Source organism: Pseudomaricurvus alkylphenolicus (genome assembly GCF_011683955.1).
GTDB lineage: Bacteria > Pseudomonadota > Gammaproteobacteria > Pseudomonadales > Cellvibrionaceae > Pseudomaricurvus > Pseudomaricurvus alkylphenolicus.
On the sequence record NZ_JAAQPI010000024.1, the window covers coordinates 42,075 to 65,159 of the forward strand.

General features: G+C 55.6%; 14 protein-coding genes and 1 pseudogene. 8 read left to right on the plus strand and 7 right to left on the minus strand.

The features are described from left to right. Positions 1-56: 56 nt before the first annotated feature. Both HBA55_RS33495 and HBA55_RS33500 read right to left on the minus strand, forming a co-directional pair. Positions 57-1,286, minus strand: a complete 1,230-nt coding sequence (locus HBA55_RS33495; RefSeq protein WP_167000101.1) for a DUF5610 domain-containing protein — start codon at positions 1,284-1,286, stop codon at positions 57-59. 96 nt (positions 1,287-1,382) lie between these two features. Next, positions 1,383-2,306: an FHA domain-containing protein gene (locus tag HBA55_RS33500; protein WP_167000102.1), complete on the minus strand. Its 924-nt coding sequence runs from the start codon at positions 2,304-2,306 to the stop codon at positions 1,383-1,385. 325 nt (positions 2,307-2,631) lie between these two features. On the opposite strand from HBA55_RS33500, the gene HBA55_RS33505 reads away from it, so the two are divergent. Both HBA55_RS33505 and HBA55_RS33510 read left to right on the plus strand, forming a co-directional pair. Continuing rightward, positions 2,632-3,486 (plus strand): PP2C family protein-serine/threonine phosphatase, encoded by an 855-nt coding sequence (locus HBA55_RS33505; protein WP_167000103.1) that lies wholly within the window; start codon positions 2,632-2,634, stop codon positions 3,484-3,486. Between the two features lie 28 nt (positions 3,487-3,514). Further along, positions 3,515-5,863 (plus strand): bifunctional serine/threonine-protein kinase/formylglycine-generating enzyme family protein, encoded by a 2,349-nt coding sequence (locus tag HBA55_RS33510; RefSeq protein ID WP_167000104.1) that lies wholly within the window; start codon positions 3,515-3,517, stop codon positions 5,861-5,863. 16 nt (positions 5,864-5,879) lie between these two features. Here the strand turns inward: HBA55_RS33510 and uvrB are convergent, their stop codons facing one another. Then, positions 5,880-7,877, minus strand: a complete 1,998-nt coding sequence (gene uvrB / locus HBA55_RS33515; RefSeq protein WP_167000105.1) for an excinuclease ABC subunit UvrB — start codon at positions 7,875-7,877, stop codon at positions 5,880-5,882. 81 nt (positions 7,878-7,958) lie between these two features. Next, positions 7,959-10,118 carry a bifunctional 23S rRNA (guanine(2069)-N(7))-methyltransferase RlmK/23S rRNA (guanine(2445)-N(2))-methyltransferase RlmL gene (rlmKL, locus tag HBA55_RS33520; protein ID WP_167000106.1) on the minus strand — a complete coding sequence of 720 codons (2,160 nt, stop codon included), beginning with the start codon at positions 10,116-10,118 and terminating at the stop codon, positions 7,959-7,961. A 317-nt stretch (positions 10,119-10,435) separates the two neighbouring features. Between rlmKL and rmf the strand changes: the two genes are divergently transcribed. Beyond that, the gene (rmf, locus tag HBA55_RS33525) at positions 10,436-10,639 is read left to right on the plus strand and encodes a ribosome modulation factor (protein WP_167000107.1); all 204 of its coding nucleotides are present in this window, start codon (positions 10,436-10,438) and stop codon (positions 10,637-10,639) included. 431 nt (positions 10,640-11,070) lie between these two features. Here rmf and HBA55_RS33530 read toward each other — a convergent pair. From HBA55_RS33530 to HBA55_RS33540, 3 genes and pseudogenes are all read right to left on the minus strand, one after another. Then, a pseudogene (locus HBA55_RS33530) lies at positions 11,071-12,081 on the minus strand (quinone-dependent dihydroorotate dehydrogenase); the annotation flags it as partial. Positions 12,082-12,183: 102 nt separating this feature from the next. Next, positions 12,184-12,402 (minus strand): DUF2835 family protein, encoded by a 219-nt coding sequence (locus HBA55_RS33535; RefSeq protein ID WP_167000109.1) that lies wholly within the window; start codon positions 12,400-12,402, stop codon positions 12,184-12,186. A gap of 79 nt (positions 12,403-12,481) precedes the next feature. Beyond that, entirely contained in the window at positions 12,482-17,395 is a 4,914-nt protein-coding gene (locus HBA55_RS33540) for an NAD-glutamate dehydrogenase domain-containing protein (protein ID WP_167000110.1), read from the minus strand. 248 nt (positions 17,396-17,643) lie between these two features. Between HBA55_RS33540 and HBA55_RS33545 the strand changes: the two genes are divergently transcribed. From HBA55_RS33545 to HBA55_RS33565, 5 genes are read left to right on the plus strand one after another with little or no spacing between them, the layout of a single operon-like run. After that, positions 17,644-18,603, plus strand: coding sequence for an AAA family ATPase (locus HBA55_RS33545; protein WP_167000111.1), 960 nt, complete (start codon positions 17,644-17,646; stop codon positions 18,601-18,603). Positions 18,604-18,606: 3 nt separating this feature from the next. Continuing rightward, the gene (locus HBA55_RS33550) at positions 18,607-19,554 is read left to right on the plus strand and encodes a DUF58 domain-containing protein (RefSeq protein ID WP_167000112.1); all 948 of its coding nucleotides are present in this window, start codon (positions 18,607-18,609) and stop codon (positions 19,552-19,554) included. Beyond that, entirely contained in the window at positions 19,542-20,117 is a 576-nt protein-coding gene (locus HBA55_RS33555; RefSeq protein ID WP_167000113.1) for a DUF4381 domain-containing protein, read from the plus strand. Before HBA55_RS33550 ends, HBA55_RS33555 begins: the two co-directional genes overlap by 13 nt. After that, the gene (locus HBA55_RS33560; protein ID WP_167000114.1) at positions 20,111-21,169 is read left to right on the plus strand and encodes a vWA domain-containing protein; all 1,059 of its coding nucleotides are present in this window, start codon (positions 20,111-20,113) and stop codon (positions 21,167-21,169) included. The genes HBA55_RS33555 and HBA55_RS33560 overlap by 7 nt, the downstream gene beginning before the upstream one ends. Beyond that, entirely contained in the window at positions 21,162-23,084 is a 1,923-nt protein-coding gene (locus HBA55_RS33565; RefSeq protein ID WP_167000115.1) for a vWA domain-containing protein, read from the plus strand. Before HBA55_RS33560 ends, HBA55_RS33565 begins: the two co-directional genes overlap by 8 nt. Position 23,085 lies beyond the last annotated feature (1 nt).

Here is a 23,085-nt window from a genome sequence, read left to right on the forward strand (position 1 = left end):
AAATTTCGCGGGCGATTTTCCCAGTTATGGCGTCAGGAAGCAAGGTGGAGCCAGGGTTAGGCGGCGCGAGAAAAACCTTCGCTCAGGCGCTCCACAAAGTTCTGCAGGCGAGACCCTGCAGACGCGTCGACTCCCTCCAGCAAAGCGCTGAGCAGCTCAAGCGGCTGCCCAAAGCGGGACGCCGTCTGCTGAGCATCCATTAACTCCCGCACAAAATTACCGAGTGGCGCCAGGCGACCTGCGAGCCCATCAGCTCGGTTGCCCTGGCCGACGCGCTCATATACCTCAGTCACTCGCTGCACCGAAGTTTGAGTCATATTCAGAGAAAAAGCGGTGATTTCGCTGCTGTCATAGCCCAGTTCCAGGGCTTCTTCGAATGCCGCTTCAACATCGCCGCTATAGAAGGTAGCCGCCAAGTCATTTACCTGACCCAGCAGCTCATTGATGGCTTCCAGCTCATCGGCGTCCAATTCGCCTTCCACAGTAAAAGCAAAGCGGTCTTCCGCGGTACTGCTGCGCTGATACTGCAGCAGGGTTTCCAGCCCCTGGACCTGGGCCGCGTATTGCTGTGTGATACTGGCTCGCAAAGAACTGGCACTGATCGTCACCCTGTCCCCATCCGCCGTTGTCAGACTGAAACTGAACTCATTCCTCTGAGCACTTTCGTAGCGACCAAAGCTCTGCTCGATCGAGGCAGGCGCTGGCATATCCACATTAGCTACAGGTGCTGCTGCCTGCGCGCCATCATTATCAGCGCCGGAACTAATCCCCTCAACAAACCGTTCACGAAGCTTCTCCACGCCGGCCAGCACCAGATCATAAGTCTGACCGATCTCTGCCTCCATCTCCTCGGAGAGTAGCCCCATTTCCTCAAGCTGTTCAGCGGCTTCGCCAAATCCTTTTTTGAAACCCTCCAGTCCGGCCTCCAGGCGGGAGGCCAATGCTTCCGCGTCAGCACCATCGGCGAGGTCGCGTTTAAGCTGAGCTTCAATAAATGACAGGATATTGCCAGAGGCCTTGAGCGCGCCAGTGGAGGGCTCTTGTACCGCGTCACTGGCCTCAACACCCGTGTTATCAGCGATGCCGGTATTGCCATTCTGTACCAGGCTGAAAGAACTGCGCACGGATTGATAACGCTCGGACAGCATCACCAGCGTCGACGGTGAAGCGGAGGGTTTCGGTTCGGAATCCGATGGCGCTTGTGCCGAAGCGGTTGATGGCGTAGCGCCGGTAAAAACCGGATGGTTGGAGAAGCCCGGATGACTGAACAGAGCTGGAGATAACACAAGCACCCTCCCCAGGGTCATACTGAGGTTAATGCCTTGTTATCGACTGACGAATGGAATTCTGTAGTAACGATTTATTCTAAGAATAAGTATAGGTTATAACCAACCACCTTGGATGGCTGCAAAAACACCCGCGCCAATTATCGCCACCAGCACGAGACCGATCCACAGCCCCTTACTGTTGCCACTTTTGGTAGGCTCAACCGTTTCCACCGGCTTGGCAGCTTTTGCCTGGGTGGCAGCCTGAGGCGCCTTGACAGAGGCACGCACACCAGTGGCGGAACTGATTGCCGCCGCGGGCCTGACCGCAGTGGCATCCAGCGAAGCACCGCGCACCGTAGTTTTATCGAGGTCATCGGCCGGGCCCATGACACCAAAGCTGAGCGTATCGAAACGAAGATCGTCGCCCCGCTTGACTCTGCTTTCGGTGATTTTGTTGCCATTAACATAGGTGCCATTGGCAGAGCCGAGATCCTTCACATAAAGCACACCGTCTTTAACCGTCAGTTGGGCATGCCGGCGCGACAAATGGGCTGCCGCCAGAGTGATGTCGCAATCATTGGAACGCCCTACTGTGGTATCTGTGCCAAGGTTGAACACTTTGTTGGCCAGAGCTGCGTGATTGGCCTTGAGAGACCAGCCAGTATTTTCAGCTTTTTGTGGCTTGGGAGCCGCAGGCGCAGCGGCCGCCGCTACAGGTGCCGCCTTGGGCGCAGGTCGCGCTTCCTGCTTCGGGTCTACCACCACAATCTCATTGCCGGCAATCGATAGAGTGTCAGCGGGATTGAGGGAGATGGGCTGACCAGGTTTTACCGGTTTATTATTCACCCGGGTTTGATTCGATTCTTTGAGCAGGGAGAGCGTGAGAACTTCATGCTCTACTTTGATTTCGATGTGTCGGGGATGGACAGCCTCACCCTTGAGAACCACATCGCACTCTTGACTCGAGCCCAACACCACTTTGGGTTCGACCAGCCACACCTCGTTGTGTTTATTGTTTGAGAAGCGAAGCTTGAGCATAGATCCTTGGTCCTTAAGTTGAGTCGCTCAATTAGTGTCTCGATGATGCATAAATCCCCAAGGCTGATCAATAGCTTAGGCAAAAATATTAATTTGTGTGGTTCATATTTGGCACTGTTAGACAGATTTGTGAATACAGCCGCCACACTGACGCATAAGTCCTTGAAAAACTGCTCAAATCATGCAAGATCAGGACTGATTAAGCGCAAACAGGACATGCGCCGCGCGATTGGACGCGAACGGCGAAAACGCTAAACAGATTGAGATAAGTCATTCAACTGTCGAAACCTGTATATGTGACGGACTTCACACAATTGGACCGCCTATGCCCACGTCTCTGCAATCCTATTCCATCACCGACAAAGGTCTGCTCCGGGACAACAATGAAGATTGTTATCTGAGCGTTCCGGGTGCAGGACTCTGGGCAGTCGCCGATGGAATGGGGGGCCACGAGGCCGGCGAGGTCGCCAGTGCCATTGTTCGCGAAACCCTGCAACGCCACGCCCACAATAGCGAGAGCCTTGAAAAAGCGATCTTGCGCTCCCATCGCGAAGTGCTTAAGGCGGTTGACCGAGGTGAAGGCGCAAAAGGCATGGGTTCAACGGTGGTCGCACTCTGCAGCCAGGGTATGGATTATCAGGTTTCCTGGGTGGGCGACAGCCGCGCCTACCTGTGGACGGCCGAAGGTGATGGCGGCCGCCTGGAGTTGCTGACCACCGATCATTCCTATGTGCAACTGCTATTGGCGTCCGGCGCGATTACCGCGGAGGAAATGGAAACCCATCCCGACAAGAACATCATTACCCAGTGCATCGGCTCCACAGAAAATGCCGAAATCACCGTCGATAGCATCAAAGGCCAGTGGCAAAAACAGCAATGGCTGATTCTATGCAGCGACGGGTTGACTGACGAAGTGGACAACGGTGCCATGGCCCAGATTCTCTGCCGGGCGGAGAATCCTCGCGAAGCCGGCCAATTGCTGCTGCAAGAAGCCCTCAACAACGGCGGCCGGGACAATGTCACGGTTCAGGTTGTAGAATCGCCCCTGTTCACCCGTGCCGGCGATGGACCACTGCCGCAATGGGTGCCGGGCGTCACCGGACATCACTGGGTGGATGTTACGCTTTACAGCCTGGCGCTGTTGAGCGTCATGTTGATCTGTTACTGGACATTGCTGTAGAACAGAGCCAAGGCCACTACATATTTCTATGCAAATTCCAGGCTATCGAATCATTCGCAAGATCAACCAGGGCGGCATGGCCACGGTGTATCTCGCCATCCAGACCAGCGTCAATCGCGAAGTCGCTCTCAAGATCATGTCTCCCGCGCTGAATGCCGACCCGGTCTTCAGTGAACGTTTTCAACGTGAAGCCACGATCGTCGGCCAACTGTCACACCCCCATATTGTTTCGATATACGACATTGGGCAGCACAAAAACCTGAACTATATCGCCATGGATTACCTGGCGGGCGGGTCAGTCCACGACAAAATGTCCTCCGGATTGAGCACCACCGAAGCCTTGCGCATTACCCGCGAGATCGCCAATGCCCTCGACCACGCCCATGAAAAAGGCTATATCCATCGCGACATTAAACCCGAGAACATTCTGTTTCGAGAGGATGGTACGGCAATACTGTCCGACTTTGGTGTCGCCAAGACGCTAACCGGCGCTTCGAAAATGACCAATGCCGGCACTGTGGTTGGGACGCCTCATTATATGAGCCCCGAACAGGCGCGGGGAAAACCGGTCGATGGTCGATCCGACTTGTATAGCCTGGGTATTGTGCTTTACGAAATGCTGACCGGCAGCGTTCCCTTCCAAGCCGAAGAAGCGGTGGCGATCGCCATCAAACACTTGACCGCTCCGATACCCAAATTACCGCCGCAACAATCCATTCTGCAGCCCCTGCTCAATAAGATGCTGGCCAAAGACTCCGATGACCGCTTTCAACGGGGCAGCGAGGTGGCTGCAGCCATCGATGCATTGCAAGGCAACCGCACCACGGGCAACCCCCGCTATCTGACGGAGACCGAACCCTCAGCCGTGCAGGTCGTGTCTCTGTTGAATGCACTCCTGACCACCACTTGGGCTGTGCTGACGATTCGGATTCGCAACCCGATTACCTGGTTGTTGCGCTGGCGCTGGGACCGCGAACAGGGATTTTATCAACGCCCGCCCTCTTCCGTAGAGCCCGCACTGGACGCTGACCAGGATCGGGAAACCGTTATTGCCACAGCGTCCCGCTATGATCTGGAGGCAATCCCGCAGCAGTCAGAACGAAATAAACGTATGGCCTGGTTGCTGACAGCACTGGTTGCCGTAGGCACCACCCTTTGGCTGGGCTTTGCCGACGACGACGCACAGACCTCTGAACCTCAACAGGCGGTGATTGACACTGATAACCCGCGGGGATTGGCAACCTCAGAGGCGAAGACCCCTGATGCCATTGTTGAGGATTCCGACGATCAATCCCTGCAAGAGGACGAGCTGATCATCATTGACTCCACTTCTGTGGGAGAAACAGCTCCGGAGCCTGTGTCAGAACCGGAACCGACTGAACCGCCACCCCCACCGCCTCCGCCTCGATACGCACTCGGCGTCAGCGCGCAGCCGGTGGGCGCAAGAATTCGCATACTCAATATCACCGAAAAATATTACCCCGGTATTCCCTTGTTGCCGGGTGAGTATCATGTTGAAGTCAGCCAAAGGGGTTACGACACCTTCAAAACCTGGGTGACTGTTACGGATCAGGATCTACAACTCGCCTACGAGCTGAAGAAAACACCAGTGCCGGGCGCCACTTTCAGCAATCAGCTTAATGACGGTACCCAGGGACCGACCATGGTGATCATCCCTGCGGGCAAATTTACCATGGGACACCAGGGAGCGAGCACCACCTCTCCAACCACACAAATAAGAATTCGCTACCCGTTTGCCGTCAGCCAATACGAAATTACCTTTGCTGATTTTGATAAGTTTGCCAAAGCCACGGATCGTGTTGTTCCTAAAGACAACCGCTGGGGGCGCGGTAGCCGGCCCGTGATCAATATCAGCTGGCAGGATGCCCAAGCCTATACCGACTGGCTGCGAAAAAGTACCGGGCGCAAATACCGCCTGCTGACAGAGGCGGAGTGGGAATACGTGGCGCGTGCCGGCACCAATGGTGACTATTGGTGGCCAGGTAATAGTGACCAGGGTGCTGGCAAGAAGGCAGAAAAAGCGCCGGCAAACTGCCGCCGCGGCTGCGATGGCAAGTTCAGCAATCTGTTCCGCACCAAGACGGCTCCGGTAGGCACCTACCAAAGCAACCCGTTTAAGGTGTTCGATACGGCGGGCAACGTTGCGGAGTGGGTCCGGGACTGCTACCAGGACCACTATCTCAATCTGCCCAGGGATGGGACCGCCCGGCCGATGGCGTCATGTTCTCTGAAAAGTGTGCGAGGCGGTTCGGTGAAGAGCACATTAGAGGAACTAAAAACCTATTCCCGGGATAAACGAGATCCTCTCAAGGGATACACTGACGTGGGCTTCCGTGTATTGGTTGAACTCTACTGAGAATAAATTGCCTGCCTCAGGCCTGTGAAGCTTTGAGTCGGGCAATTTGATCACGCAAACTCGCGGCCTTCTCGAACTCGAGATTCTTGGCTGCCTGGAACATCTCTTCTTCCAACTGCGCAACGTGCTTCCAGACATCGCCCCCGGCCAGTTCCACGTCGTATTTGCCTTTTTTCTCTGCCACCTTCTGACGTTTGCCGCGCGCACCAGGCACGTGGGTCCCTTCAAGAATATCCGTGACGTTTTTCTTGATACCCTGTGGAATGATGCCGTGCTTTTCGTTGTGCGCCATTTGTTTGGCCCGTCGACGCTCGGTCTCGTCGATTGAGCGCTGCATCGACCCGGTGATTCTGTCGGCGTAAAGGATGGCTTTACCATTAACGTTACGTGCCGCCCGACCGATGGTCTGGATCAGTGAACGATCAGAGCGCAAAAAGCCTTCTTTGTCGGCGTCAAAGATCGCCACCAGAGACACTTCAGGCATGTCCAACCCCTCACGCAGCAGGTTAATGCCCACCAGCACATCGAATTCTCCCATGCGCAAGTCACGAATAATCTCGACCCTCTCCACCGTATCGATGTCTGAATGCAGGTAGCGTACCCTGACGCCATGCTCCTGCAGATAATCCGTCAGATCTTCCGCCATGCGTTTGGTGAGCACGGTAATCAGCACCCGGTCGTCAGCAGCAACTCTCGCCTGAATCTCAGACAAACAATCATCCACCTGGGTGGTGGCAGGCCTCACCTCGACCTCCGGATCCACCAAACCGGTTGGGCGCACCACCTGCTCCACCACCTGTCCGGCATGTTCACCTTCATAGGGACCCGGAGTGGCCGACACAAAAATGGTCTGCGGCGCCTGACGTTCCCATTCATCAAAGCGCATGGGTCGGTTATCCAGGGCTGACGGCAAGCGGAAACCGTATTCCACCAGGGTTTCCTTGCGTGAGCGGTCACCTCGGTACATGGCGCCAATCTGAGGGACACCCACGTGGGATTCGTCAATGACCAAGAGCGCGTCATCCGGCAAATAATCGAACAGCGTGGGAGGTGCCTCACCGGCAGGTCGCCCGGAAAGATAGCGGGAATAGTTTTCAATGCCGGTGCAATAACCCAGCTCCTGCATCATTTCGACGTCGTATTTGACCCGTTGTTCCAGGCGCTGGGCCTCTACCAGCTTTTCGTTGTCGCGCAACTGCTGCAGCCGCTCCCGCAGTTCATCCTTAATCTGGTCGATGGCATCCAGAATCGTCTGCCGCGGCGTCACATAGTGAGATTTGGGATAAACCGTAATGCGGGCCAGTTTCTGCAGGATTTCTCCAGTGAGCGGATCGAACAGGGAGAGGTTTTCCACCTCATCGTCGAATAACTCCACCCGCACCGCTTCTCGCTCCGAGTCGGCGGGAAAGATATCAATCACATCCCCCCTCACGCGATAGGTGGCGCGATGAAAATCAGCATCGTTGCGTGTGTATTGCAGCTCCGCCAGACGCCGCAGAATCTGACGCTGATCGATCTCGTCACCACGCACCAGGTGCAGAACCATTTTCAGGTAAGCGTCCGGATCGCCCAGACCGTAGATCGCCGATACGGTTGCCACCACAATGGCATCTTTGCGCTCCATAAGCGCCTTGGTAGCCGACAGCCGCATTTGCTCGATATGTTCATTGACGGAGGCGTCCTTCTCGATAAAAGTATCCGAGGACGGCACATAGGCCTCAGGTTGGTAGTAGTCGTAGTAGGAAACAAAATACTCGACGGAGTTGTGCGGAAAGAACTCCTTGAATTCGCCATAGAGCTGCGCCGCCAGGGTTTTATTCGGCGCCATGATCATCGTGGGCCTCTGAATCTGCTGGATCACATTGGCAATGGTGAATGTCTTACCGGAACCGGTTACCCCGAGCAGGGTCTGGTGGGCCAAACCAGCCTCAATGCCGGCCACCAGCTCTTTGATGGCGGTGGGCTGGTCTCCCGAGGGCTTGAATGAACTGTCAACGTGAAAGGCTTTGCTCATAAACTGACCAACTGTTTCAAGGCGAGCGGAACCGCCTATGATGGCATGTTCCGCAGCAATGTGTATACGGGGTGTCCGGTCTCAGGAAGCGTGTTGAAGCAGCCAGCACTGATGGATCTTCTGATTGCGCTGAAAGTCCGGATCGAGGCTCTGACGGCTGATATTGTCAATTTTATAAGCCTGTAACGCCCCTTCATCCAACTTAAAGCTGCGCAGATTGTTGGAAAACACCAGAGTCCCCTCCGGGCTCAACAGTTCCATGCAGCGTTGGATCATCGCTACGTGGTCCCGCTGTACATCCAAAACTCCTTCCATACGTTTGGAGTTGGAGAAGCTGGGGGGATCCAGCATGATCAGATCAAAACCCTGACGACATGACTGCAGCCACTTCAGGCAATCCTCCTGCACCAGCTGGTGACGATCCAGCGAGAGGTTATTGAGGCGGAAGTTGCGCTCGGCCCAATTCAGGTATGTTCGGGACATATCCACGCTCACTGACTCCCGGGCACCACCCAGAGCGGCCTGCACCGTAGCAGTGGCGGTATAACAAAACAGATTTAAAAAACGTTTGCCGCGGGCCATGGCGGCGATACGCTGACGCACAGGTCGATGATCCAGAAACAGACCGGTGTCGAGATACTCCCAAAGGTTTACCAGCAACCTTGCTTGTCCTTCCCGCACCTCGATACTGTCGTGAGTCTGCTCGCTCTGCCGCTCGTATTGGTCCTTGCCCCGATTGCGGCGGCGCTGCTTGAAACTGACACGATCTGGCGCAATCTCCAAGGCTTCTGGAACGGCTGCACGGATTTCCTCAAAGCGCGCTTTCGCCCGTTCTTCGTCAACACTCTTGGGGGCGGCGTATTCCTGAACATGGACATAGTCGCCGTAAAGGTCAATGGCGGCAGCGTACTCGGGCATATCAGCATCGTAGAGTCGATAGCACTCGATCTGTTCGCGCTTTACCCACTTGGCCAGTTGCTTGCGATTCTTGCGCAGCCGATTGACCAGCATTTTCGCACCTTCCGTCAACTCCGGAGCCTTGGTCAGTTCTGCCGGAGGTGCATCCACGAAACGCTCGGTTTGCACGTCAACCAACAGCAGCTCGCTGGGCAAAGAGCCATTAAAGAGCTTATAACGTTTGTGAGCCCGCAAGCCGAGACTCTTGCCTAACTCGGGATTGCCGGTAAAAACCCCCAGATGCCATCCCTGGAAATGCTCACGGCATTTGTCGCCAAGCTGTCGATACAAGCCGCGCAGGGATTCTTTTTCCCCCAGGCGCTCACCGTAGGGCGGATTACAGATAACCAGGCCTGATTCCATCGGCGCATGAGTCGGTTTGACCAACTGCTCCAGAGGCTTGTGCATGACATGCACCAGATCTTCAACGCCCGCCATCTTGATATTTGACTCCGCCGCTAAGAGCACCTTGCGATCCGCGTCATACCCCCGAATCTCACCCAGCTCACGCCGACGCCCCTCCCGGTAGCGCGCCAGTGCCTCCTGACGCAGTTCCAGCCAAATATCATTCTGGTGATTCAGCCAACGCTCAAAGCCGAATGCCGGCCGATCAAGCCCCGGAGCGCGATCAGTAGCCATCAAGGCAGCTTCAATCAACAGGGTCCCTGAACCGCACATCGGATCAATCAGGTTACCGCCCTCGGCGGCGATCTGCGGCCAATTGGATCGCAACAGCACCGCCGCCGCCAGGTTTTCCTTTAACGGCGCAGCCCCCTGCCGGGTACGATAACCACGCCGGTGCAAACTGTCGCCGCACAGGTCAATGCTCAGAGCCACATGGCCGCGACTGAGACGCCCATTGATACGCAGATCCGGGTCCTTGCGCGCCACGCTGGGGCGGCTGCCGGCAAAGTCTCTGAGGCAGTCCACGACGGCATCTTTGATCTTCAAAGCGCCAAATTGGGTATTGCGGATGGCACCGCTGGTGCCGGTAAAGTCAACCAGAAGCGTGCCGCCGGGGTTGAGGTGATCCTGCCAGGGAATACTGCGCGCAGCCTCATACAGATCCTCTGCCGATTGCACAGGCAACTTTGCAAGCGGCAGGAAGATTTTGTTGGCCAGCCTTGACCACAGACAAGCGCGATAGGCACCGGTCAAATCGGCATTGAAATGTACACCGGCAACAGTTTCTCTCAAATCCTGCAGCCCCATCTGCTCGAGTTCAGCTTTTAACAGGCTTTCGAGCCCCTTCGGGCAGGTGGCAAAAAAGGCTTGTAAATTCACCGTCTATTGGTCCAGTTAGTTACTTAAAATCAATGTGTTAAGGCAGCTTTCTAGAACCAGCCTAAAGTGATGCCCGAGGTCAGATCGCAAGCGAGTTGGCACAGAGTACATCAGGTTATAGCAATGGGCTTTAAAAGCTTCGTAGCATATAAGAAATAAATTGTTCACAAACCCACAGCAGTTTTGGTGTACTGCGATTTCGCGACTCACAATCGCGACCCTCTACATCTCAGACGTTTCAGGAGCGTATTGGCTGCGGGACCTTGCCGATACAAGAAGCGTAGACAACAAAATCACACTGAGAGGTACTCCTCGTAATGAAAACACAGAAACGCAATCAATCCGAACGCGCATTTAGCAAAGGCTATCAAGCAGGTATCGAGGGCCGTTCACGAAGTCTTTGCCCCCACGAAACCGGCTCCATTCGCGAAACATGGCTGAGTGGCTGGCGGGAAGGAAGAACCGATCACTGGGACGGATATAACCGTGCCGCACAAGCTCAAAAACTGAGCAATCTGTAATCATTTCCACAATTTGGCGCCACATCTGGCTGAGCTTGAAACTCAACCCGATCAGACACTGGATACCCGTTTGACCATGGCGCAATCCATCTGGGCAGCCCCCAGACACCACAAGTAGCTCTTATTTGGCTGGCGGCCCTTATCAGTGGGCCGCCCAGAGAGGCCAGAGCCATTCACCCTTCGGCTTTTTTGGCTGCCGTTTCTCCGTCCAAAGACGCCTCTATCGACTCGTCAGGCTTTTCTGTCACTTCCTCAGCGGCGTTATCTTTCGGGACAGTTTCTTCGAGAGTCTCTTCTGTTTGAAGCGCCTCATTGGGAGCTTCCGATTGCCCATTGATCTCCGCCACTGTGTGCTCAGTTTTTTGCTCAGTTGGAGATTCTGCTTCACGCGCCTCTACGGCTTGCCGCTCCGCGTTCAGCTGCTGTCGTGCCGCCGCCGTGGCTCGAGCAACCTCAGATATCAACGCCGGACCCCGGTATATGAAGCCGCTGTATATCTGTACCAGGCTGGCGCCAGCACGAATCTTCTCTGCGGCATCAGCTCCGTTAAGTATGCCGCCGACCCCAATAATAGGCAGCTGTCCCTTGAGCATGTCTGCCAGCATGGCAATCACACGAGTCGAGGCATCTCTGACCGGTGCACCACTCAGCCCGCCGGCTTCGTTGGCATGGCGAGCACCGATCACCGCGCCCCGTTCAATGGTTGTATTCGTGGCGATCACTCCGTCCAAACCACTGTTTAGGAGCACTTCGGCCACCTGCTCCACCGCGACCTCATCCATGTCGGGCGCAATTTTTACCGCAACCGGCACGTAGCGGCCATGCTCGGATTCCAGCGCCAGCTGCTTGAGCTTGAGTTCTTCCAACAGTTTTTGCAACGAATCCCCAAACTGCAGATCGCGCAGCCCCGGAGTATTCGGCGACGAAATATTGACTGTTATGTAATCGGCGAAGGGGTATACCGCATCCATACACAGACGGTAATCGTCTGCGGCATTTTCCACGGCGGTGTCAACGTTCTTGCCGATATTGATACCCAAAACCCCGTCGAAACGACGGTGTTTGACTTGGGCCACCATATGATCGACACCCTTGTTATTAAAACCCATACGATTGATGATGGCTTGATGCCCTGGCAGGCGAAACAGTCGTGGCTGCGGATTGCCCGGCTGCGGTCTTGGCGTGATAGTGCCGATTTCTACAGATCCAAATCCCAGCTGCCCGAGCGCATTGAAATAATCACCGTTCTTGTCCAAGCCGGCAGCCATCCCTACGGGGTTGGGAAAGGTCAGCCCCATAACCTCAACGGGGTCGGCGGGTATAGCGTCAACAAAGGGTCTGATCATTCCCAGGCGTTCGCCGGCACCCAGCAGGTCCAGCGTCAACTCGTGAGAGGTTTCGGCATCCAGGCAAAACAAGGCCTTGCGTAACAATTCATACATAAGAGGAGTCTTCCCTGTGAGCGGTATGAGGGACGGCTAAAAACGAGGCCGCAAGGATACTGGAAAGCCCCTTTGAAAGCGAGGCGCCCAGAGCACGGGCGTTTATAGCCGCTCGATTGAATGAAAACGGTTGTCGTCGGTAAAGCGGATCATAAAGCGGCCGCGAATACCCTCGCGGGTGACAAAGCGGCGCAATATATTGGCCGGGAAGTGCACACGGCGCCCATCCACGGCCACTGCCGACACGTTTTTGGCCGTGCCGGCGTAGAGGCGTTGATATTCGTCCGGAGAAATGACCAGGTTGACGACCAGGGCTTGCACCAGAGGGAGCTCCAAAATGGCGAGCCGGGATTATACTGACCGCACCACACATCAACAATCGCTCCCTCCGTTCTGATCGTCAGCCTCCCAACACGCAGAGGTTGCTGTCGTCGTCCAGCGACGTGCAGTGCTGGCTGGCCTGGGCGAGATCCAGCAACTCCCTGAGCGCAACGGAGAACATCGCATAGTCGGTGCCGGCAGCACTCTGGAGTTCGGTGATCATGGTATGCCAGCGGCCCACCAGTAATTGATGCTGTTTCATCCAGCGATCAACGGTTTCCTCCAGCCCCAATTCCCCGCCGGACAGACGGATAATGGACACCGCCAGCGTTCTCATCTGGGATTCCACATCATCCATAAAGGCTTCACGAGCCATGGCCTGCCAATAGCTGCCGACTTTGACATCGGACACCTGAGAGGCAAACCAATGCAGTCCCAGTTTATCGCCCAGAGCAAAATAGACACGAGCCACATCAAGGGCATCCGCATTGGTGAGCCTGGACGCTTCAACAATATTCAAACCTGAATAAAGTGTAGCAGGCAGAGCTGCCTGACTGGCGATTTCTTCCGGAATACCCATCTCGATCATTTCGTCGCGGCCGCGCTCCCAATCCTCACGGGGGGCCCCACAGATGACATCCGGCAGCTTGGCCAAAAGGGCCTGCACAGAATCGGCAAACGCCTCCACCTCTGTCTGTGGCGACAGATAACCACGACGATTGCGCAGGAACCAACGGGTGGCCCGACGCATGCGACGCATCATGGTGGAGAGCATGCTGTACTGAAGCTCCGATTCCACTTGGTAGTCCAGGGCTTCGATGGCCTCAAAGAAGCCATGCATCTGGTAAATATCCCTCGCCGTAATATACGCCTTGGCCACATCAACGGGACTGGCGCCAGTGGATTCGGCCAGACGATGGGAAAAGTTGATCCCCATGTGGTTGATCATGTCATTGGCCACCTGGGTCGAGACAATCTCCTTGCGCAGACGGTGGTCGTAAATTTGCTCGCGATACCTGGTTCTCAGCTCCGGAGGGAACGCTGACTCCACAGACTGCACCATGTAAACATCATCAGTCAGCTGCTCGTCGGCGAGTACCTCTTTCAGTTGCACTTTGGCGTAGGAGATCAGTACCGACAGTTCCGGACGGGTCAGGGACTTGCCCTGCTGCTGACGTTCGGCCAGCTCGTCGTCCTCGGGAATGAATTCCAGCTCACGATCCAGATGGCCGCTATCCACCATGTGGTTAATAAAGCGCCTGTATTCGCCCACTCGGATAGATACCTGATATTCCGCCAGCGATATGGCTTGGGTTTGTTTGTAATTGTTGCTCAACACCAGATCCGACACAGTATCAGTCATTTTTTCCAGCAACTTGTTACGCTGCTTGCCGGTCATATCGCCGTTACCCACCACACCGTCGAGCAGAATTTTGATATTGACCTCGTGGTCCGAACAGTCGACCCCAGCGGCATTATCAATAAAGTCGGTGTTACAGGCACCGCCGTTGAGACAGAATTCGATACGGCCCAGTTGGGTCATGCCGAGATTGCCGCCCTCGCCAAAGACCTTACAGCGCAAGTCTTTGCCATTGACCCGCAGCACATCATTGGCCTTATCGCCGACATCGTTGTGGGTTTCTGCGTCCGCCTTGACGTAGGTGCCAATACCCCCATTCCAGATCAGATCCACCGGGGCTTTCAACAGTGCGTTGATCAGCTCGTTGGGCGTCATCTTGTTGGCGCTGATATCAAAACGTTTTTTCATCTCCGCCGAGATGGTGATGGACTTGGCCGCCCGGGAAAACACACCCCCGCCTTTGGAAATCAGCTTCTTGTCGTAGTCCTCCCAGCTGACGCCGGGGGTGGTGAACATCCGCTGACGCTCAACAAAGCTGCTGGCGGCGTCGGGGTCCGGGTCAATAAATATGTGCAGATGGTTGAAGGCGGCGGTCAAGCGAATGTGCTCGGACATCAGCATGCCGTTACCGAACACATCCCCCGCCATATCGCCAACGCCGATGACGGTAAAGTCTTGTTTCTGGACATCCAGCCCCTTCTCTTTAAAGTGGCGCTGGACCGACACCCAGGCACCACGCGCGGTAATGCCCATGCCCTTGTGGTCGTAACCCACACTGCCTCCCGAGGCAAAAGCATCCCCGAGCCAGTGGCCATACTCCGCTGAAATCTCGTTGGCGATATCGGAAAACGTCGCCGTGCCTTTATCGGCCGCCACCACCAGGTAGGGATCGTCGCCGTCCCGTCGCACCACCTGTTTCGGCACGACAATTTCCCCATCGACAATATTGTCAGTGATATCCAGCAACCCCCGGATAAAAGTCTGGTAGCAAGCGATGCCTTCTTTAATAAAGGCTTCACGCCCACCTTCGGTGGGTGGCTGCTTGGCCACGAATCCACCCTTGGCGCCACTGGGCACAATCACCGCATTCTTTACCTGCTGGGCCTTGACCAGCCCCAGCACTTCGGTGCGGTAGTCCTGCAACCGATCCGACCAGCGCAACCCACCTCGGGCAACGGCACCACCGCGCAAGTGCACACCTTCCATACGGGGGGAATAGACAAAGATCTCGTACATTGGGCGGGGCTCAGGGATATCCTCGATGGACTGAGGACTGAACTTAAAGGAAATGTAACTCTTGACTTCGCCATTGGCGCCCGGCTGGAAGAAGTTGGTGCGCAAGGTACCGCGGATAAAATCCAGGTAGCGGCGAATGATTCGGTCTTCGTTAAGATTATCAACCCGTTCCAGGCTGTCGATAATTTTCTGAGACAGACGATCAATACGCTCCTGATCTTTGTCGGACCCCTGATTAAGGCGGGGGTCAAACGTCGACTTGAACAACGCCACCAGATTGCGGGTGATGTCCAGGTGATTGGCCAGGGTATTGGCAATATAAGTCTGGCTGAAGTTAAACATGGTCTGCTTCATGTAGCAGGCATAGGCCCGCAACACCGCCACTTCGCGCCAGCTCAACCTGGCCCCCAGCACCAGACGATTAAAAGCGTCGCTGTGAGACTGCTTGTTCCAGATCGCCGCAAATGCATCCTGAAAGTTATGTCTCGCTGAGTGGACATCAATCTCAGTATTAAGGCCGAAGCGCAGATCGAAATCATGCATCCAGACCTTGGCGCCATCGCTGGCCTTGATCATGTAGGGATGCTCTCCGACCACCCTCAGGCCGAGGTTTTCGAGCACTGGAATCACATCAGAGAGTTCCAGCACTGAGCCCAGGTTGAACACCTTGAAACGCATGGCATTTTTGGCGGCGCCCATGGGCTGGTAAAAGCTCATCGCCAGTGTGTTATTGAGACTGAGCCCGGCTATGGTGTCGATATCCTGTACGGCCGAACGCGCTTCGTAGGTTTCCCTGTAACCGGAAGAAAAGCTGTTGCCGAAACGGGAAAACAGCCTCGCTCCCTTCTCCTCCCCATGTGAATCACAGAGAGATTCGTACAAGTGATCATCCCATGAGCGGGTGATGTCCACGATCTGTTTTTCCAGCCGCTTGACGTCCAGAGACAGCTCCCGTTCCGGATCCACCCTGAAGACAATATGGGAACGGGCCAGCACCGATTCCGAGAAATAGGTGGTGAATTCGTGCTCCTGGGCGTAGATCGCTCTACCGATCAACTCCTGAATCTGCAGGCGGATATGAGTGCTGAACTGATCCCGGGGCACATAGACAATGCAGTTGACGAACTTGCCGTATGGGTCACGTCGCGCAAACAGCCGCACCATGTGCCGCTCCTTGATGCGAGCCACGCCCATAACGGTTTCAAACAGCTCCGATTCGTTGCTCTGGAACAGCTCGTCGCGGGGAAAGGTCTCGAGGATCTGACGCAGCGCCTTGCCGTCGTGTGAATTCAGATTCAGGCAGGAGCGCTCCAGAACATTGGCGACCTTGTCGCGAATGACCGGAATTTTGGCAGGTGAGAGCGTATAAACCGGTGACGTATAAAGCCCCAGGAAACGCGCTTCCCCACAGACCTTGCCCTGTTCGTCAAACTGCTTCACCACCACATAATCGGAGTAGGCCTGGCGATGCACACGGGAACGCACCGAAGACTTGGTAAAGGACAGCAACTGAGGCGTAAGATGGAAACGGGTCATACCCGGGTTAAAATCATTCTCGTAGGCACTGACGGCTTCTTTGCCGCGCAACCGAAACAGCCCCAGACGCTTCTCGGGCAATTCGCACAACAGGCGCTTGCCGTCCTGCTCCTGAAATACATACTCGCTGTAGCCCAGCAGTGTGAAATGCCCATTGGCCAGCCAATGCAGGAATTCCTTGGCTTCGGGAGTATTGTCTTTGAGCACGTCATCCTTGACCCTGTCAAGGTTGAGCCGCGCGGCCTCGGTCTGAGCCACCAGTGGTTGGTAATCTTCGACCACCACCTCGACATCACGCAGCACCGAACGAAGCGAGCTGGCCAGATCCAGCATCTCCGATTCATCGGTATGCAGATTAATCTCCAGGTAGACCAGCGCCTCCTGATGATAGTGACGGGTCTTGGTGTTGCGGTGCTTTTGCCCCTTGCCGACCAGATTCAGCAACTCGCCGTTGGCATCCCGGGCCACGGTCATGACCGTGCTCTTGATTGCATGAATATCGATATTGCGGCGATTCACCTCAATGCGTACGGAATCCACCAGGAAGGGCATATCCTTCTGCAGCACCGCCACCACGGTATGCCCGCAGAGCCATCCGTCTTCCTCCAGACTGGGGTTAAACACCCGCACCAGAGGTTCATCCTCTTTCTTCTGGATAAAATTCCACCAGGCATAGGCACTGCCGAACACATCGGACAACGGCTTGCCTTCGAGTTCATCCAAATGAGACTGATCGTAATAAAGGGTGGCGAAGTCTCTGACATGCTCCGCCTGGGAGTTGGTTAATTTTTCATCAATGCAGTTCGAAAGCTGTTGAAGAAAAGCTTCCTTACTGTCCGCAGCCACCAAGCTGATATCCACGTTAATGCCTCTCTGCAAATCTATCATTATTTATAGCTATAAAACCTATCTCCATCTTAGACTATTTTGCATAGAATAAATCACGGTCCGCACAAAGATTTCAGAACATCCTTCGGGAACCTATACAAAACACGAATGTCTACTTGATAACGTTACACCAACCAGTAAAATCCTTGCCAATTCATAGACTTAATCAGCTCTGACAACAGACCCGCATCGGTACTCTCAAGGAACTCTCAGAATTAACCATGACTGAACAACGCTCCCTCAGCGCACTGAAACAGTGGCTTCAATCCCAGATCGTGGGCCAGACACACCTGGTCGACCGCCTGCTCATCGCCTTGCTTGCCGACGGCCATCTGCTGGTGGAAGGCGCCCCCGGCCTGGCCAAAACCAAAGCCATCAAAACGCTGTCAGACGGTATCGAGGGTGATTTTCACCGTATTCAGTTCACACCCGACCTGCTGCCTTCCGATGTCACCGGTACCGATATTTATCGGCCGGAAAACGGGACTTTTGAATTCCAGGCGGGCCCGATTTTCCATAATCTGGTGCTAGCGGATGAAATCAACCGCGCTCCGGCCAAGGTACAATCTGCTCTGCTGGAAGCGATGGCCGAGCGCCAGATCAGTGTCGGCCGCCATACCTACCCCTTGCCTCCCCTTTTCCTTGTGATGGCAACCCAGAACCCAATTGAGCAGGAAGGCACCTACCCGCTGCCCGAAGCCCAACTCGACCGGTTTCTGATGCATGTGCGGGTGGACTATCCCAACGCCGAGGCCGAGCGCAAAATTCTCCACCTGACCCGCAACGAAGCCGCCCATGCAGCTGTGGACACACCGACTCCGGTCAGCCAGGAAGCACTCTTTGCCATGCGCGCCGAAGCACTGGATCTGCATATGGCGGAAGCCGTGGAGAATTACATTGTTAATCTGACACTGGCCAGCCGTAATCCCGGCGCCTACAGCGACAAGATGGCAAACTGGATCGAATTTGGGGTTTCCCCTCGCGGTACCATCTCACTGGATCGCTGTGCCCGCGCACACGCGTGGTTGAACGGGCGCGACTTTGTCAGTCCGGATGATGTACAGGCCGTGTTGCCGGACGTCTTCCGTCACCGCCTGTTGCTCAGCTTTGAAGCCGAAGCCAGCGGTATAAACAGCGACCGCGTGATCGAAGAAATGCTACTCAAGGTACCCGTGGCCTGATTCATGAGCACCACGGATTTTCGTCAACCGCCCCAGGGCGCCCATGTCGAACTTGACGATTTGCTGGGGCTTCGATTTGTCGCGGGGGAATTGCAACTGGCGCCCCGCAGCTTGAGTCGCTCGCTGCTGGCCGGATCCGTGCGCACCCGCTTTCGCGGTCGCGGCATGGAGTTCGAAGAGGTGCGTCATTATTACCCCGGCGATGACATTCGCACCATCGACTGGCGGGTGACGGCTCGGACACAGGTGCCCCACACCAAACTATTCCGTGAAGAGCGCGAGCGCCCGGTTATTTTGATGCTCGATCAACGCCCTTCTATGTTTTTTGGCAGCCGGCACTGCTTTAAGTCCGTGACCGCAGCCCATGCCGCTGCACTGCTGAGTTGGGCGGCGCTGTCGCAAAATGACCGAATCGGCGCACTGATATTCAGTGATACCGAGGAAAAGGACATCCGCCCCAAGCGCAGTCGCCACACTCTGTTGCATGTGTTGCAGCAGACGCACCAGTTTAACCGCCAACTTAACGATCCGCGTGCCCAACCCGGTTCCCAGCCCCTTTCGCAACGGTTGCTGGACCTGCGTCGCATTGCCAAACCCGGCGCCGCTATTTTTGTGATCAGTGATTTTCATGATCTGGACGAACAATGCGACGAGCAACTTTATCGCCTGGCCCGCCACGCCGACGTCAACCTCCTGGCTGTTTCTGACCCAATGGAATATGCCCTGCCGGAACGATTGCAGCTGACCGTGACCGATGGGCAAGACAGACGCTTGCTGGACACCGGCAACCGGGATTGGGTATCACGCTATCGAGATCTGCATATGCAGCAGGATCGGCATCTGCAGCGACTGGCCGCGCAGCTCGCGATACCTCTGGTCCAACTCAGCACCCAGCAGGCCCCGCTTGAAGCACTGCTGCCTGTTTTTGGAAAGTCCGCATGCCGACGATAACACCAGCCATCGCCCAGCCCGGGATTAACCCGCCGGGCGCCGGCCAGCCCGGCATGCCCCCAGCTAACGATCCGCTGGCTAATTTGCGTGATATCCACTTGCCCGAACAGGTCTCCAACCTGCCACTGGCACCGGGTTGGTGGCTCTTGGCCGCTCTCAGTCTCGCCATCATCATCGGCCTGATCGGGTGGTGGAGACACACTCGACGCCGCAACCGCTATCGTCGTGAAGCCATGACACTGCTAACAAAGATCGTCCTGCAAGAGGCCAGTACAAGAGAAGCCTGCCAACAGGTCAACGAAGTACTCAAACGCGTCGCCCTGCACGCTTATCCATCACAGCCATTGGCCGCACTCAGCGGCTCCCGTTGGTTGGATTTCCTCAATGCCACGGCGCCAAAAGCTGACTCTCATTCGGTGGAGAATCTGCTGAGCGAGCAGATCTACAGTGGTCAACCCATTACCCTGCAACAAGCCATACAAGTCCGTGATTTTGCCCAGCGCTGGGTTCGCTATCACCACAACAAATACGCACCGCTTGCGGGAGATCATCCGTCATGCTGACATTTGAACTCCCCTGGATCGCCCTGCTTGGCCCCCTACCCTGGTTGGTCTATCGACTGTGGCCCGAAGCCAGCCGCGAAGATCCGGCTCTGATGGTGCCCTTTTATGATCGCCTGCCGACGACAGATGGTGTCATGAGAGGCAAAGCCACCGGCCGTCTACTATCAGCGTCAGCATTGGTCCTTATCTGGTTTGCGCTATTACTGGCCTCCGCCCGCCCTATGTGGATTGGCGACCCAATCAATCTTCCCGCCAGCGGGCGTGATCTACAGTTGGCCGTAGACATTTCCGGCAGTATGGAAACCCGCGACATGCAGTGGCAGGGAGAACAGTATGACAGACTCAGCATCGTCAAAGCCGTGGTCGGCGATTTTGTACAGCGTCGGGAAAGTGATCGTCTGGGACTGATCCTGTTTGGCACCCGCGCCTATGTCCAAGCGCCGCTGACCTTTGATCGGATCACCGTAAACCAATTACTTCAGGAAGCCCAATTGGGATTTGCCGGGGAAAAAACCGCCATTGGTGATGCCATTGGCATGGCTGTAAAACGGCTGCGTGAAGGTCCCGGAACGGATAATACGAGCGACCAGCAAGGGCGGGTACTGATCCTACTGACCGACGGCGCCAATACCGCCGGCCAGGTCACACCTCTCAAGGCCGCGCAATTGGCCCAACAAGCCAAACTCAAGATTTACACCATTGGCGTGGGTGCAGACGAGATGGTGAAACCGGGATTATTCGGCAGCGGCTTTGGTGCCCGACGCATCAATCCATCCGTGGATCTCGATGAAGACACGTTGAGAAGCATCGCTGAACAAACCGGTGGGCAATACTTCCGAGCCCGCTCACCGCAGGATCTGCAACTCATTTACCAGGAATTGGACAGGCTGGAACCGATTGAACAGGACAGTGAAGTCTTCCGTCCCACCCAGGCGTTGTTTTATTGGCCGCTGGGTGCCGCACTGACACTGGTGGCGCTGCTGATTTTGCGACATCTGGTTTTGTCCTTCTGGTCTCGGAGCCTTCACACCGGAGGGCGCAGCCATGATTGAACACTTGGATCAGCTGCACCAATTCCACTGGCTGCGTCCCTGGTGGCTACTGGGTATTCCCGCCGCGGCGCTGCTGTGCCTTTTGTTGTTACGCTGGCAGGCCCGATCACATCAATGGCAACAGATCATTGATCCTGACCTGCTGCCTCATCTGCTGCAGGGTAAGTTCAGCCGGCCGTCGCGCTGGCCACTGCTGATGTTGATGCTCTCCCTGTGGCTGGGATCGCTGGCCATGGCTGGTCCCGCCTGGGAAAAACTCCCCCAGCCAGTCCATAAAGCAGAGGCCGCACTGGTTATTCTGCTGGATCTTTCCCCCTCCATGCTGGCGCAGGACGTTAAGCCCTCAAGACTGATTCGAGCACGGCTGAAATTGATAGACCTGTTGAAAGAAAGACGCGAAGGTTTAAGTGCGTTGATCGCATACGCCGGAGAGGCTCACGTGGTAACCCCACTAACCGACGATAATGCCACCATTATCAGCCTTTTGCCGTCGCTCTCTCCACAGGTGATGCCCCTACAAGGCAGCAATACCGAAATGGCACTGGACCAGGCTCTGCGTCTGCTCAGTGATGCCGGTATCGTTGGAGGCGAAATACTGCTGGTGACCGATGGAGTAACTGATGAGGCAGCCGACTACCTTAAAGAGACATTGCCATATAATACCCGCCTTTCTGTACTCGGGGTCGGCTCCGACGAAGGAGCCCCTATTCCCATCGCCAACGGCGGATTTGTAAAAGATCGCGACGGTGCCATCGTGCTGGCCCGATTGGGCAGTGGAGAACTCACCAGTTTGGCCACCGCCGGTGGCGGTCAGTACCGTACCCTGAGTGCAGATGACAGTGACATCCGGGCGCTGGCTGAGATAGCCCCGGAACTCTCCGACAGCACCCGTGAGTTGCAGAGAGAATTCGATGCCTGGCTGGATCGGGGGGCCTGGGTGACATTATTGCTGCTGCCGTTTGCCGCCCTGGCCTTTCGCCGCGGATGGCTGCTTTGCCTGCCCTTTGTCATGTTACTGACGCCGGAACCTGCCGCCGCCTTCAGCTGGGATGATCTCTGGCTGACGCCGGACCAACAGGGTCAGAAGTTGCTCGAACAAGGCCAACCGCAGGCCGCTGCTGAACAATTCAAGCGCCAGGACTGGGCTGCGGCCGCCCACTATAAGGCCAACAATTACGAACAGGCGGCGGAGGCATTTGCGGAGCAAGACTCAGCCAGCGGCCACTATAACCGCGGCAATGCCCTGGCCCGTTCCGGAAAGCTCCGGGAAGCGCTGGATGCCTATGACGAGGCGCTGAAAAAACAACCGGACATGGAAGACGCCGCAGCCAATCGTCAGTTGGTGGAAGACCTGCTAAATCAACAACAGCAGCAACAGAATCAACAGCAGAACCAACAACAGGATCAGCAACAAAACCAGGATAAACAACAAGACCAGCAACAAAATCAAGACGGTCAAGAAAACCAGAATGACTCTGTATCGGATCAGAATTCACAGCAGTCCGACGCTCAACAGAATTCACAAGATCCATCTCAGAATCAATCCCAGGATCAATCTCAACCCTCAGAACAGCAGCCTTCCGACGGACAGGATCAGGAACAAAACCCGTCACAGAACCAGCCCGACCAGCAGCAGTCTCAACAGGATGAGTCTCAACAGTCGCAGCCGCCGCAGTCTCCGCAACCCGGTGAGGAAGCTCCTGAAGGCACACCTCAGGAGCAGTCTGCCGTGGCAGAAACCCAGGAACTGAGCGATGAAGAAAAGCAGGCAATGGAGCAGTGGTTGCGCAAAATTCCCGATGACCCAAGCGGCCTGATGCGCGAGAAATTCAAACACCAATACCGGCAAAGGCGCAAGGAATACCAACAAGGTACCTGGCAACCGCCGGAAAACGAAGCTAACAAACGCTGGTAAT